Origin of the sequence: Wylensekiella montiformis (assembly GCF_009697385.1) — a bacterium.
Lineage (GTDB): Bacteria > Bacillota > Negativicutes > Selenomonadales > Selenomonadaceae > Selenomonas_A > Selenomonas_A montiformis.
On record NZ_VUNL01000001.1, the window covers coordinates 261,926 to 275,556 of the forward strand.

Here is a 13,631-nt window from a genome sequence, read left to right on the forward strand (position 1 = left end):
CTTTTCCCCCGATCATTGATTCCCTGCGGAAAGGCGGCGCGCAGCGGCAAGGATCTTTTCTGCCACGCGGCCGGAGGCCCCCGGCGGGCCAAGGCGCTCGCAGGCCTGCCTGAGCTTCGCCGTCACCTCCGCGCGGTGCGGATTGCCCGGATAAAGGCGCCATAGTTCTTCTGCAATGCGATCCGGTGTGACCTCATCCTGCAGCAGCTCCGTCTCAAACGATTCATCCAGCAGAATGTTCGGCAGACTGAAATGCTTCACATGAACCAACAGGCGGCCGACAAAATACGAAACCGGCGACAGGCGGTAGAGTACGACACACGGAAGTCCCAGAAGCGCGGCCTCCATGACTACAGTTCCCGAAGTCGCCACAGCCGCATCAGCCGCCGCCATCAGCGCATACCGCTTATCCCGTACCAAGGTCACCGGAACCGAAGCGGCGTCGATCATAGACTGAATCCGCCCTTCGCGGATACCGTCTGCCAGAGGCAGATACAGCACGGTTTCCGGATGCGCCTGCAAAAGCTTCCGGGCCCCCTGCAGCATAGCGGGAAGCAGGAGTTCGATCTCCTGTCTGCGGCTGCCCGGAAGCAGCAGCACAGCAGTTTTCCCCTTCGGCATATGAAAAAAGTCCCGGGCTTCCTGCCGCGTCATTTCCGGCTTTACCTTATCCACCAAAGGATTCCCCACAAACGAAATGCGGGCGCCGGCTTTTTCATAAACAGGCAGTTCATGCGGGAAAATCGCCACAAATTCATCCGCCAGCTTCGCACACTTTGCGGCCCGCCCTTTCCGCCAGGCCCAGGCCGACGGCGGAATATAGGAAAAGACCGGAATGCCGAGGGCTCTGGCCCGCTTCGCCAGACGCCAGTTGAAATCCGGATAATCAATGATCACAAGAAGATCCGGTTTTTCCTCGCGCATAAACGCAGTCAGCCCATCCAGCAGAGCGAAAAGCCGCCGAATGTTTTTCAGCACTTCCCAAATTCCCATGACATTGTAATCCGCAAAATTTTTATAGAGCCGCACGCCCGCCGCTTCCATCCGCGTCCCGCCGAAGCCGACAAGCTCCGCCGACGGGTCCATGCGGCGAATGGCCAGTGCCAGCTGTTCCCCATGAATATCGCCGGAAACCTCTCCGGCTGAAAACATGATTTTCATGCGAATCACCTCCATGTATCCGCTCAAGGATAGTCCACTCTTTATTATACACGAAATCCCCTGACTGCACACGAAAAAAGACGCCAACGGACACAAATTTTTCCGCATCCGCTGCGTCTCAGAAGAATCACATCGCTACGATCGTTATATCATTGGCATCAGCCAATGCAAGGACCTCTTCTTTTTCTGCCAGCAAAGTCCGGTCCGCCTCAATGACCAAGGCTTTTGCACCGACCTCCGCCATCGTTTTCAGCGTAGTCAGCCCTACGGCCGGCACATCAAAACGCGCATCCTGCTGCGGTTTGGCCACCTTGGCCACTACAGCGCCGCCGCGGGCCAGCGTTCCGCCGCGGCGGATGCAGGCATCGGTTCCTTCTATGGCTTCCAGCGCCATAACCGCAAGATGTTTAACCACCACGGTCTGTCCTACATCCATCCTGCCGATCTCTTTTGCCATGCGGAAGCCGAACTCCATATCCTGTTTCTCTTCCGTTGTCGGTTTTCGCCTCGTCAGGACTCCGGCCGACGGCATCAGCGGACGGATCAGGGCGGTCTGATCTACGACTTTTGCCCCGGTGCTCTCCACGGCGGCTACCAGAGCCTCCATGACCGTATCATCCCTGCGGTCCGGCAGCTTCATCAGGATCTGCATCGTCTTAAAGTCCGGCATCGCCTTATGCGCATACAGGAGCTCCTTCGTCACCTTCCCGATCATCGTCACCTGAGTCACCTTATTCTTTTTCAGGTAACTGAGGATACGCCCGACCTTAAACACGCTGATCTGCTGATAATCATCCGCATAATCTCTAAGGGCCGGCTCCGTCTCCGGCAGGAGAGCCACAGCATAAACCTCATGCCCCTGAGCCTTGGCCGCCTTGGCACACTCCACTGGCAGCTGGCCGATCCCGGCCAGCACTCCGACTCGTTCCATTCGCTTCTCCGTTCCAGTCAGTCATTATCACGGCGCTCACGGCAGATACCGCGTTCCGCATTGCGCAGGAAGCGCAGCAGGTGATCGACTTCTTCACAGGAAGCCACTTCCTGCTCAATCACGGCAATCGCCTGCTGCAAAGACAGCCCCGAGCGGTACAGGATCTTATAAGCCTGCTTGATACTGCGGCGGGCTTCCGGCTGAATACCGGCACGTGAAATGCCGACGCTGTTGAGTCCGACCACTTTTGCGGGGCGGCCGTCCACGATCGTAAAGGGAACCACATCCTGAGTAAGCTTCGACATCCCGCCGACCATCGCATTGCGGCCGATTTTGACGAATTGATGAACGCCTGCCATCCCGCCGATGACCGCCCGGTCCTCTACCACGGCATGACCGGCCAGACTGGCCAGATTCGACATAATGACACGGTTGCCGATCACACAGTTATGGGCGACATGAGTGAGCGCCATGAGCAGGCAGTCATTGCCAATGCGCGTCTCCTCGCCTTCACCGGTTGCGCGGTGCACTGTCGCGCCCTCACGGATCGTCGTGCGGTCCCCGATGAACGTATAGCTTTTCTCACCCTTGAATTTCAGGTCCTGCGGCTCCTCACCAATGGAAGCTCCCTGAAAGATCCGGCACTCCCGGCCGATCTCCGTCCAGCCGTGAATGACGACATGCGGACCGATCTTCGTCCCCGCACCGATCTCCACATTTCCGCCGATGACCGAATAGGGACCGATTTCCACATCCTCAGCAATTCTGGCGTCGGGATCTATAACGGCTGTTTCATGTATTTTACTGTTTCTGCTGTGATCTATATTCATCTGGTCCAACTCCTTCAACTTTAAAAACTGCCAGCCGTATGATATTTCCCCTTCGTATGGCCGACAGACCTCTTTGCTCTGTCTTTCTCTTTATATTCCCCAATAAACTCCAAATTTTCGTATCTTAAATGACAGCAAATCCAGTCGTTTTTCGAGTGGAACAAAGAATATCTCCCATTTTCTTATAAAATCGAGTAAAAATCAATCCTTTTCGTCCTTTTTCAGCGCAAACTTAAAATCAGCTGATGCGACCAGCTTGTCGTCCACATAACCGTCGCAGTGCAGCAGGCCGAAGTCCCCCCGCACGCGGACAATCTCGGCTTTAGTCACCAGCTGATCGCCGGGAACCACCGGGCGCTTGAACTTAACATGCTCCATCCCTCCGAACAGAGCAATCTTGCCGCGATGCTCCTCAGGATAAAGCATCGCTACGCCGCCTACCTGTGCCATCGCTTCAAGAATAAGGACGCCGGGCATGATCGGATGTCCCGGGAAATGACCGCGGAACTGCGGCTCCATCATCGTGATATTCTTGATGCCGGTCGCAGACTTAAACGGCTCAATCTCAATGATGCGGTCAACCAGCAGCATCGGCGGACGGTGCGGCAGGATCTTCTGAATTTCGTTGATATCTAAAACCATGATGTTTCCCTCTTCCTTTTTATTGTACAACACCTGCTGTATGTCTTCTCAGCCGAGTTCAGCAGCGATCTTTCTGGCCAGCTTCGTATTGAGTGCATGACCGGAAGCCGTCGCGATGACATGACCGCGGATGCAGCCGGCCAGTCTCAGATCGCCGATCACATCCAGAATCTTGTGACGTACCAGCTCATCCTCAAAATGCAGCGGGTTCAGCCAGCCTTCATCGTTATAGACAATAACGCTCTCCAGTGTGCCGCCGAGTCCAAGTCCCATATCGCGAAGCGCTGCAATTTCCTTTTCATACGCAATCGTACGGGCCGGCGCAATCTCCCGCTCATATGTTTCGGGATCTACTTCGAAATTCTCATACTGCACCCCGATGAGCTTATGCGGATTCAGCGACGTGAAGCTGACCCGGAACCCATCATAGGGCACAACCATGACAAAACGCTTATGCTCATCATCATCGATGCGGTATACCTTGTCGATGATGATCTCATGGGACGGCTTTTCCTGTTCTCTCAGTCCGGTCTGCTGCATGAGGCGGAAAAAAGCCAGCGAAGAGCCATCCGCCACCGGCGGCTCCTCCGCGTCCATCTCAACATAACAGTTATCGATCCGCAGTGCGTGAAAGGCACTCATCAGATGTTCGATGGTAAATACCTTATGTCCCTGTTCCTCTACCGTCGTAGCCCGCAGCGTCGAGGTAACATTCGTTGCTGCAGCGCGGACTTCCGGCCTTCCCGGTATATCCGTACGGACAAAGACAATGCCCGTATCCACCGGCGCCGGCCGGAGCACCATATGCACCTCACGTCCCGAGTGCAGCCCGATACCGGTATAGGATGCCTCGGCCGCCAATGTAATCTGGTTCTGCAAAATGACTCCTCCTGACAGATTATTACCTTCCTCTATTTTACCCAACAATCAAGGGTTTCGCAAGTATTCCCGTCAGCAGGGTTCATTCCTCCCGCATGGACTTCCAGCGGTCATGCAGCCAAAACCATTCCTCCGGATACCTCCGCACATGGTCTTCTATGGCCTTGGTCAGCTGCTGTGTCGTCCGGCGAATATCCGCTTTCTTGTCCCGGGTTTTCTCCACGTAAATCGGGCCGTCAACCAGCAGCGTATGCATCCCGCTCTCATCGCGATGCATAAATGCCGTATAAATCGGGACATTCTGAAAGCGGGCCATGGAAGCGGCTCCCGGCGTACAATTCGTCGGCCGGCCGAAAAAATCAAGGACAATGCCGTCATGCCGGTTGGTATCCTGATCCATAATCAGTCCGATAACCCAGCCTTTCTTCAGCATATCAAACATTTCCCTTACCCCTGTCTTATAGGTGATATGCATGCCGATCATGGACCGGTACTCATTGATGAACCGGTCCGCCCCCGAAGATTTCTGCTTCATCGCAACGCCAACCAGCGGAATCCCCGCCATAGCAAAAGCGCCACCCATCAGCTCCCAATTCCCGCTGTGAGCCGCAGCGATAATGGCGCCTCTGCCCGCAGATATGCCCTGACGAAGCTTTTCCAAGCCTTCGATGCGCACGTAATCTTTCATCTTGCCGCGGATAATGGGAAAGCGCAAAACCTCAAACAGCATCGGACCGAAGCGGACCGCACTTGCCCGGGCAATCCGCTCCGCCTCCTGTTCCGTTGCCGCGAGGCAGTCCATAATCTGCCGTCTGGCCAGCCGTTTTCTTCTGGCTGGAATAAGCAGCCAGACCAGCGCGCCGATCATCCGGCCCAGACGGTCGCAGAAGCGGCGGGGAAGCAGGCAGGCCGCCCGGCTCACTGCTTTAAATATCCAATACGATCCCATTTTATCCTCCATAAGTCTTTCATCACGGTCTGTAAAGAAAAATCAAGCCTTCCCGGAGAGGAAGGCTTGCATGGGCCGGCCGCAGCCGTCACCCGCTTTCTTTTTCATATCGTGCCAGCCGCTTCTCCATCTGCTTGAGTTTTTTCTGCAACTCAGGCAAATGCTTCATTGCAGCCTGCATGCGCAGCCATTCCGTATGCGGCTGTACGGGGAATCCCGCACAGAACACGCCTTCCGGCATATTGCCGATGATTCCGGAACGGGCGGCATACACCGAATTGGCGCCGATATGGATATGTCCGACTGTACCGACCTGACCGCCAAAGGTAACATTATGCCCCACAATCGTCGACCCGGAAATTCCCGTCTGAGCAACGATCAGGCAGTTCGGACCGATTTTACAGTTGTGACCGATATGGACAAGGTTATCGATTTTCGTACCGTGGCCGATCACAGTCGATCCCATTGCCGCCCGGTCGATTCCGTCATGCGCCCCGATCTCCACATCGTCCTCAAGAACCACATTTCCCACCTGCGGCACCTTGGTATGGACGCCATCTTTCGTCGTAAAGCCGAATCCGTCCGAACCGATGACAGCAGAACAATGAATCACGCAGCGCCTGCCGACATGACAGTGCTCGCGAACCGTCGCCCCGGAATAAACCACGCTGTCTTCCCCTACCTCGGCATACTGGCCGATATACGTATGCGGATAAAGCGTAACACGGTCGCCGATAACCGCATGGTCATCCACAACGGCAAACGGCATGATGACAACGCCCTCTCCCAGCGTCACATCCTCGCCGATATGCGCCTTATCGCTGACACCAGCCGAAAAGTCCAGCTTCGGCGTAAAAAGCTCCAGCAGGCGGGCAAAAGCGGCCCGCGGCTCCTCAACGTACAGCGCCGGTTTAGGAAAGTCTCCGGTACCCTCCGGGAGCATGACCGCTGCAGCCTTACAGCTGCGGGCCTCATCGATATGCGGTTCGACGGCAAAAGTCAAATCGCGAGGACCGGCGCCCTCGATATTGTCCAACCCCTGTATCAGCACAGAAGGATCGCCGGCGACACGGCCGCCGACGAACTCCGCCAGTTCCTGCAAAGTTTTTTTCATCGTCCCACTCCAATCCCTTACTGCAGCTGTGCAATGACGTCGTCCGTCACATCAACAGCTCCGGAAATCGCAATCGGCTGCTCCTGAGAATTATTGACCACGGCATCCAGCTTCTGCTTTTTCGCGACCGCGCCGAGAGCCACATCCAATTTCTGCCGAAGCTGCAGCGCGTATGACTGGTTCAATGCCTGCAATTTACGCTGCGATTCCTGCTGAAGCTTCTGTGCATCCTCCTGACTCATATCCGGATTTTCCTTCAGCTTTTGCTGCAGATCCTGTTCTGCCTGCTGCTGGGCTTCCTGAATTTTCTGGTTCCCCTCATCAACCAAAGAAGAAATCTGCGGCGCTTCTTTCGTCACCCGATCCCCATCGATGTAGCCAATCTTTGCCTGACCGCATCCGCTCATAAGCATCATGGAAGCAAAAGCTGCCGCAATCAGCACTGTTGTTCTTTTACGTAATTTCATCTTATTGTTCGCTTCTTTCTCTTGGAATTATTAAGATCTCGACGGATCCGCCCGTTCCGCATCGCTTTCTGAGGACAGTGCGCTGACTTCCTGAACCAGCTCATCGGTCACATCCACCGTACTGATGCCAACGGCGATGCTGTACGACGGCTTCAGAGGATCCTGCAGCTCCGGTTCCGGATACAAAGCGGAAAGCATTCGCGGATGATGGACCAGAATCATCGTAAAATGATGCAGAATGGCTATCTTGGCGGCCTTCCCCGCTATATCATTGAAGATATGCGCTTCAAGGGACTGCATAGCCGCCCGTTTTTCCTCCAGCTGCTGACGCTTTTCCAAGCGCTGCTGAACTTTTTCCGCCGTTTCCATCTGTTTCTGCATAGTATCTGCATTGCGCTTTTCTGCTTCCGACTGCCGGGCCGCCGCTTCAGATTGCTGCTGCGCCCGGCGCTGCGGAAGTTCCTGCCGCCATTTCTGCATCTCCGGCCCCAGCACGGTCTGCACATAGGCAGAAACTTCCCGCTGATAGGCCAGCTCCAGCTGACGCTGGCGTTCGCCGCGCTCCTGCTGAAGCTGGCTGCGCTGCTGCTCCCAGTCCGCACGCTCCGCATCCATATCCTGCCGGCTGTCCAGCGGGTTGTGCATGGATGCCTGATTATCCAGCTTGAGGTTGAGATTCAGGATAGCATTCAGATATTCCTCATCGATGGCTTTCCGTCTGTACTGGTACTCCGCCTCTGTCTGCTTCCGATACTCCTCGGCGATGCGCTTGGCTTTGCGTTCCAGCTCTGCACGCCGTCCGACCACATCCAGCGCATTTTTGGCCCAGACCGAATCATCAAACGGCTTGGAATCCGTCGCAGGCGGGCTGACCGTAAACAGGTCTTCCACGTCCTGCGTTTCCCGTTCCAATGTCCGGCATTCCTCGCGCAGGGTCTGGAGCTTATCATAATCCGGATGCGCCTCGATGGCCTTCTGCCAGTCGATCAGGCCGGTATCTGCATCATGTTCCGACCGGACCGCATCGCTGCCCGGCGTCATGACAAAAGAACGAAAAACCCCTGCTCCCGCACCAGCCAGAACAACGGCGGCAAGCAGACCGGCAGCCAGTTTTCTTCGATGCGGCAATTTCTCCTTACGCGGGCGATCCGTCCCCGCCTTTTCCTCACCCAACCTCATCACATCCCTTTAAAAGTAGTACCGAGCGCAGCAAGTGGCTCGGTACTTCAAGGCCTATTTGACGATCCCTGTGCCTGAAAGGCGGGGATTCCTGGTTCGAGACCGCCGCACCGCTCCTGAAGCAAACGTCAGGCACGACATGCCTCAGTGCGGATATCCATGTTTTCTGCGGTATTTTCCCTATACAGGATTATTTGCTTACCTGCTTGATGACATCCTGCGTGATATCCGTGCCGCCGTAAACGACTGCACCCTTTTCCAGAACCACAGACAGTCCTTTCTGCTCAGCAACCTTCTTGACCGACTCTTCGACGCTCTTCGTGATCGGTTCCATCAGTTCCTGATTTTTCTGCTGAAGGCGCTGCTGCGTCTGCTGATAATAATCGCGCTTTTCCTGATCGCTCATATTGGCAGATTTCGTCTCAAACTCTTTCTGCGCATCCTGTACAGCAGTCTGCATTTCCGAGCTTGCCGACTGAACTTTCGGATGCTGGCTCATGACCTGATTGTAATCCACTACACCGACGTTCGAGCTGGCGGCGCTGGCCAGACCGGAACCGGACTGTGTCAATGCCAGCGCTACCACAGAGCCGACAAAGACGAGCGCAATGAGTACGCTGATGATCTTGACCTGTTTTTTCTGTAATTTGACCATGTTAATGTCTCCTTTTCCCTCGCGGGTTTCTTTAAGCGTTATGATTCCGCAATGGTCAGCGCACCGCACTGCCATACACGATTTTCATTATAACAAACTCTTTTTTCTTATTCAAGCAGAATCCCTGAAAATCCGTGGCCGGCTGGTTCGCTAAAAATTGCCGATCAGCCGCAGCCAGTTCTGATTCCGGTCCAAAATATATTCCATGCTCAGGAAATCGTGCATCTTGTACCGCAGTCCGGCTTCGCCGATATGATCTGCCAGACGGTACTCATACCGCAGCAGCCAGCGCGGAGCCAGCTGTCTGGACGCCGCCAGAACAAACCGGTGCCGACGCATATCGTAGCGAATCTGTCCATGCGTCCCCGCATTCAGCAGGCGGTCATAGCCTGCCGACCATGCCCAGTCCATCTGCTGCGGCATAAGATCAAACAGCAGGAACAGCTCATCCTTCCCGGACAACATAGACCCGGCATGAAGGCGAAAGAGCAGATTATCCTCCTCGCTATGCCCGTTCCCGGCATCACGGCCGATGTCCAGCCAGCCGGTCAGCCGGAGCCGGTACCGGCTGGTATCCGAACGGCTCATCAGATGAAGCCGTTCGGCAGAATCCATATCCACCTGTGTATTCATATGATAGGAACGAAAATCCGGCAAAGCATCCAGCTCTCCGGCAAACTGCCGCGCCAGCTCCGCCTCATGGCGGCGGACAAACGCAACCGGGACGCCGACCAGTTCATCTGCCTTGCCCTGCATGAAATCCCGATGGGTAAGCAGGGTGAAATTCGGAACCGTATCCGAACGCATGGACAAATCGACGGTTCGCACAACGGGAAGTTTTGGGTAAACAACCAGCCTGACCTTCGTAAAAGGCTCAGGATCCATCTCAAAGTCCGCCCGGAACTCCGGCAAATGCTCCGCCAGATACGCATTCAGCGAATGCTTCAATACGCCGTTCGTCCAATCCGAAGCCGCCGTCGGCAAGCCGGTCAGCGCATCACGGAACACCGTATCCACGCCGGAAAGATCCCGGCGGACCATCGATTCAATCCGTGGCGGCATCCCTTCAACCGTCACATCGACCTCCACCTGACGGATGACCTCCGCCCATGGGAGCAGGCGAACCTCGACTTCTGTTGTTTCTCCGGGGAAAATCCGGACATCGCGGACCGTATACCCCACAAGCACCTTATCGAATACTTCGCGGATCAGCTGCTCCTTCCCGATGCGGGAATTTTCCAGCTCGTCCAGACTCTGCCCTTCCAGAAGCTGGCCGGCAATGACGGACACACTCTGCGTCATGCGTTCTCGGACCAGCGGCGGCAGACTGCTTTGCGCCGTCACCTCCGCCGTGATCCGCTCCACCCTGCCGGCTGCCTGAGCCGGAATACCGGTAAGCAGCAAAACAAACAGAAAGAGCAGCACCGCAGCACGTTTCATGCGCAGACACTCCCTTTCCCGGCAATCAGAACGATCCGCCGACCGTAAAGTGAACACGTCCGCCATCCCGTCCGCGGCCATAATCCAGACGCAGCGGTCCGAGCGGGGTATTCAGCGCCAGTCCGACGCCGACGCTTCCCTTGATATCCTTCGGTGTCACGCCGTCATTCCATGCGCCGCCCCAATCTGTGAAAAGCGCACCCTGCACCTTGCTGACAATCGGGAAGCGGTACTCCAGCGTCGCCAGCGCCATGCGGTTGCCGCGGAACTGATCCTCGCGATAGCCGCGCAGACTGCTCTGCCCGCCGACCTTGTACTGGTTGAACTCGGAAATATGTCCATGACCAATGCCATACTGCGCGCGCAGGGCAAGCACCTGAGCATGGCCGACCTTGTGATAGCGCTGATCCTCGATCGTCATTTTCTGAAAATCAAAGTCTCCGCCGAGCCCGGCCACCTCGCCGGACAGGCTGATGCGTCCGCCTGTCGTCGGATTGTAAATATTATCCCGCGTATCCGTGACATGCTCCAGCGTCACGCTGCGCGTCGTGCCGAAATTGTCGCGCTCCCACGCCGTCCCTTTGCGGGAGGCATACCATCCGTCATCGACATGTCTGACATACTGGTCCTTGCGGTTGCGCAGCGTCACATAATTCGTGGAGTACTCGCTGACCGGCCGTCCGAGCGTAAGCTCCCCCCCGGAATACTTGCGCATGTACGTTTCCTTCAGGTCACCGTCCGTATCATAATCATCGTATTCATACGTGCGGTTATAAATGCGGACTGTGCCGACGGTTTCCTTCTGGTCAATCCATGGATGACGATACGAAATGGAATAGCCATGCGCATCTTCATCATCACCGCTCGTCTCATACGTCACGCTGATTGCATCGCCTGTACCGCGGAAATTTGTATCGCCGAGGCTGACCATGCCAATGACACCGTCTTCACTGCTGTAGCCGGCGCCAATGCCGAACGAACCCGTCCGCTTTTCCTTGACATCCAATTCAACGACTACCGCATTCGGATCTACGCCCGGATTCAGCTTGATGTTGACGTCTTCGAAAAAGCCCAGATTATAAACACGCTGCATGCTGCGGCGCGCCAGCTTGGAGTTAAACGGCTGTCCGGGCTTTTGCCGCATCTCGCGCAGAATGACGCGCTCCTTCGTCTTAGTATTTCCCTTGACCTTATAGCCTTCAAGAATACCTTCATTCACCCGCAGGACCAGATTCCCCTGACGGTCAATATTCATATCCGTAATTTTCGCCAGAATATATCCGTCCTTGCGGTACTGATCCTGAATCGCCTGGACATTCTGCTGCAGGGTCCGGCTGTTCAGGATCTCGCCCTTTTTCACCGTAACCAGCCCATACAGCACCTCGTCTTTTTCCACCGTATTGCCGTCGATCCTGATGCTGGTCAGCACCGGATTCTCGAGTACATGATAGGTGATGACGACACCTTCCGGCACCTTCTCAAAGCTCGGATACAGATCATAAAAATAACCGGTATTATAAATGGCATCGCGGTCCTTATTCAGCCCTTTAGCCGTGAACATATCGCCGGTGCGCATAGAAAGAGCCGCCTTTGCCGTTGTCTCCGTCAGCTTGGTCGTCCCCTCAAAAACCGTGTCGACGATCGTCAGCCCTTCATACTGCTTCATCATATCCTCAATGGCCTTGTCTTGCGGACGGGTTTTATTCCATTCCTTCGCCCGCTCATCAGCCTGAGCATTTTCACCTGACGTTTTCGCACTGGTTTGTGCTGCCTCGCCGGCCTGTTGTGCCTTCGGTTCTTCCGCTTTCGCCTCCGCAGCGGACGGAACATTCTGCGCTGCCGCATCAGCCTGCATCACCGGCGCAGCGGCGGCAGAAGGTTCAGCAGCCGCAGCCGCATGGGAAACACCCGGCACAGTGGAAAAGCTGGCGGCCAAAGCCACAGCATAGGCAAGAAACTGTTTATTCGTTTTGTTCAAGGGGCAAACCTCCTAAATATAGATCTCTGCTATCATCACTGTCGCAGGACTTTTCCTGCAGACTGCATGAGCTTCTGCGTTTCGGCGCTGGGAACCGTCCCCGCGCGTCCCGCAGGCGCAGTCCGTCCTTCATCTGCCGGAACAGGCCGCGGGTGAACAGCAGCCGCTCCTGCACCTTCAGACGAACGTTGCGGAAAAACAGGAGCCGGCTCTGCCTCTTTCTCCTGCACAGACGGAAGAGAAACGGAATCCGGCGCCGGCTGCTGTATGGGTTCCGGCGCCGCAGAAGGCTTCGCCGGAAGCGGCGCAGTGGACACCGTCGCTTCCGGCCGCACCGGTTCCGGCATATGCCAGACCGTCCAGACTCCGGCAGCCAGCAGCACAGCCGCTGCAGCCGGAAAGATCCGGCTGCCCCAATATTTGAGACGCCTGCCGCGCGGACTGTCCTGAACATGCGACAGCTCCGCCCGGGCGAGCATGACCTTCAGATCCCCCTGAACATCATTCTCACGCTCAAGCGAATGCTCCGCCTGACCAAGCCAGTCACGGGCAGCCCGGATATGCTGTTGTTGCGTCCTGCGCCGATCTGACATGTCCGAACCTCCTGTGCCGAACCGTTCCTCTTTGCTCCGTCTTTATATTCCATTTCACGTCGTTTCGTTCCGCTACTGATTTTACGCGATTTCGGCAAATTTGGCGCAAATATATCGCGTTTTCCCGTAAAATTGCGTCAATCATACTGTTTTTCTCTTGATTTCTTCAACAGGCGTCTTACCAATTCTGCATGAAACGCGACAGCATCCCTCGCACGCGGCGGATTCCGCTTTTCTGCAGACGATAGATATGCGACGTACTGACCTGCAGCCCCTCGGCTACATTACCGACGGATTCGCTGTTCATATACACGCTTTCCAACACCGCGCGCTCCTTGACCGGCAGCTTTTCCATCGCCTGATACAGACGGGCAGTCAGTTCATGACGCTCGGCCTGTTCCGCCACAGAAGGCGCGGTATCGATAAGATTGTCCTTCAAAGTCTGCCCGCCGTCTTCCGGCACGGCTTCCATACAAGCAATGTCGATCTGCCCTTCCTTTTTCAGGAAATTCAACATCCTTCCGCGAATGCGGTGAACAGCAAAAAGACTGAAGGCCACGCCGCGCTGCGGCTCATACCGCTCCACCGCCTCGATCAGGCCGATGGTTCCCTCCTGTACCACATCCATCACATTTTCAAGATTCCGATACGGCAGAGCCTGCTTGAATACCAACGGCTGATACGACTCGATGAGCATGCGCCGGGCGCCCTCTTCGCCTTCCTCTTTAAAGGACTGCCAAAGATGCTTTTCCTGCTCCGGCTCCAAAATTTTCACCTGTCTAAGCTCCGCTATATATTGCTCGAACTGCATCT

At 55.6% G+C, this 13,631-nt stretch carries 14 protein-coding genes; all 14 read right to left on the reverse strand.

Going from position 1 to position 13,631, the window contains the following annotated elements; genetic code table 11:
- Nucleotides 1-12: 12 nt before the first annotated feature.
- Nucleotides 13-1,161 (reverse strand): lipid-A-disaccharide synthase, encoded by a 1,149-nt coding sequence (lpxB, locus tag FYJ78_RS01300; RefSeq protein WP_154619583.1) that lies wholly within the window; start codon nucleotides 1,159-1,161, stop codon nucleotides 13-15.
- A gap of 127 nt (nucleotides 1,162-1,288) precedes the next feature.
- Nucleotides 1,289-2,092, reverse strand: a complete 804-nt coding sequence (locus tag FYJ78_RS01305; RefSeq protein ID WP_154619584.1) for an LpxI family protein — start codon at nucleotides 2,090-2,092, stop codon at nucleotides 1,289-1,291.
- 17 nt (nucleotides 2,093-2,109) lie between these two features.
- A complete protein-coding gene (gene lpxA, locus FYJ78_RS01310) occupies nucleotides 2,110-2,922 on the reverse strand; it encodes an acyl-ACP--UDP-N-acetylglucosamine O-acyltransferase (RefSeq protein WP_154619585.1) in 813 nt (270 codons plus the stop codon).
- Nucleotides 2,923-3,123: 201 nt separating this feature from the next.
- Complete coding sequence (gene fabZ, locus FYJ78_RS01315) at nucleotides 3,124-3,564, reverse strand: 3-hydroxyacyl-ACP dehydratase FabZ (protein ID WP_154619586.1); 441 nt, start codon at nucleotides 3,562-3,564, stop codon at nucleotides 3,124-3,126.
- Nucleotides 3,565-3,612: 48 nt separating this feature from the next.
- Nucleotides 3,613-4,443: a UDP-3-O-acyl-N-acetylglucosamine deacetylase gene (gene lpxC, locus FYJ78_RS01320; RefSeq protein WP_154619587.1), complete on the reverse strand. Its 831-nt coding sequence runs from the start codon at nucleotides 4,441-4,443 to the stop codon at nucleotides 3,613-3,615.
- Nucleotides 4,444-4,525: 82 nt separating this feature from the next.
- Entirely contained in the window at nucleotides 4,526-5,392 is an 867-nt protein-coding gene (locus FYJ78_RS01325) for a lysophospholipid acyltransferase family protein (RefSeq protein ID WP_154619588.1), read from the reverse strand.
- 88 nt (nucleotides 5,393-5,480) lie between these two features.
- Entirely contained in the window at nucleotides 5,481-6,506 is a 1,026-nt protein-coding gene (gene lpxD, locus FYJ78_RS01330; RefSeq protein ID WP_154619589.1) for a UDP-3-O-(3-hydroxymyristoyl)glucosamine N-acyltransferase, read from the reverse strand.
- Between the two features lie 17 nt (nucleotides 6,507-6,523).
- On the reverse strand, nucleotides 6,524-6,973 hold the full coding sequence (locus FYJ78_RS01335) for an OmpH family outer membrane protein (RefSeq protein ID WP_154619590.1): 450 nt from the start codon (nucleotides 6,971-6,973) through the stop codon (nucleotides 6,524-6,526).
- 30 nt (nucleotides 6,974-7,003) lie between these two features.
- Entirely contained in the window at nucleotides 7,004-8,146 is a 1,143-nt protein-coding gene (locus FYJ78_RS01340; protein WP_154619591.1) for a hypothetical protein, read from the reverse strand.
- A 196-nt stretch (nucleotides 8,147-8,342) separates the two neighbouring features.
- Nucleotides 8,343-8,807 (reverse strand): OmpH/Skp family outer membrane protein, encoded by a 465-nt coding sequence (locus tag FYJ78_RS01345; protein ID WP_154619592.1) that lies wholly within the window; start codon nucleotides 8,805-8,807, stop codon nucleotides 8,343-8,345.
- Between the two features lie 150 nt (nucleotides 8,808-8,957).
- Nucleotides 8,958-10,247: an acylphosphatase gene (locus FYJ78_RS01350; protein ID WP_195847820.1), complete on the reverse strand. Its 1,290-nt coding sequence runs from the start codon at nucleotides 10,245-10,247 to the stop codon at nucleotides 8,958-8,960.
- 25 nt (nucleotides 10,248-10,272) lie between these two features.
- On the reverse strand, nucleotides 10,273-12,225 hold the full coding sequence (locus tag FYJ78_RS01355) for a BamA/OMP85 family outer membrane protein (protein WP_408014404.1): 1,953 nt from the start codon (nucleotides 12,223-12,225) through the stop codon (nucleotides 10,273-10,275).
- 35 nt (nucleotides 12,226-12,260) lie between these two features.
- Nucleotides 12,261-12,818 (reverse strand): preprotein translocase subunit SecG, encoded by a 558-nt coding sequence (locus tag FYJ78_RS01360; protein ID WP_154619593.1) that lies wholly within the window; start codon nucleotides 12,816-12,818, stop codon nucleotides 12,261-12,263.
- A gap of 178 nt (nucleotides 12,819-12,996) precedes the next feature.
- The gene (locus tag FYJ78_RS01365; protein WP_154619647.1) at nucleotides 12,997-13,629 is read right to left on the reverse strand and encodes a sigma-70 family RNA polymerase sigma factor; all 633 of its coding nucleotides are present in this window, start codon (nucleotides 13,627-13,629) and stop codon (nucleotides 12,997-12,999) included.
- Between the last annotated feature and the right edge of the window lie 2 nt (nucleotides 13,630-13,631).

Bases quoted from the DNA above. Each gene is read 5' to 3' on its own strand.
- FYJ78_RS01350 (WP_195847820.1), bottom strand. From the start codon at position 10,247: ATGAAACGTGCTGCGGTGCTGCTCTTTCTGTTTGTTTTGCTGCTTACC.
- FYJ78_RS01335 (WP_154619590.1), bottom strand. From the start codon at position 6,973: ATGAAATTACGTAAAAGAACAACAGTGCTGATTGCGGCAGCTTTTGCT.
- lpxB (WP_154619583.1), bottom strand. From the start codon at position 1,161: ATGAAAATCATGTTTTCAGCCGGAGAGGTTTCCGGCGATATTCATGGG.
- FYJ78_RS01360 (WP_154619593.1), bottom strand. From the start codon at position 12,818: ATGTCAGATCGGCGCAGGACGCAACAACAGCATATCCGGGCTGCCCGT.
- FYJ78_RS01345 (WP_154619592.1), bottom strand. From the start codon at position 8,807: ATGGTCAAATTACAGAAAAAACAGGTCAAGATCATCAGCGTACTCATT.
- FYJ78_RS01365 (WP_154619647.1), bottom strand. From the start codon at position 13,629: ATGCAGTTCGAGCAATATATAGCGGAGCTTAGACAGGTGAAAATTTTG.
- fabZ (WP_154619586.1), bottom strand. From the start codon at position 3,564: ATGGTTTTAGATATCAACGAAATTCAGAAGATCCTGCCGCACCGTCCG.
- FYJ78_RS01305 (WP_154619584.1), bottom strand. From the start codon at position 2,092: ATGGAACGAGTCGGAGTGCTGGCCGGGATCGGCCAGCTGCCAGTGGAG.
- lpxD (WP_154619589.1), bottom strand. From the start codon at position 6,506: ATGAAAAAAACTTTGCAGGAACTGGCGGAGTTCGTCGGCGGCCGTGTC.
- FYJ78_RS01325 (WP_154619588.1), bottom strand. From the start codon at position 5,392: ATGGGATCGTATTGGATATTTAAAGCAGTGAGCCGGGCGGCCTGCCTG.
- lpxA (WP_154619585.1), bottom strand. From the start codon at position 2,922: ATGAATATAGATCACAGCAGAAACAGTAAAATACATGAAACAGCCGTT.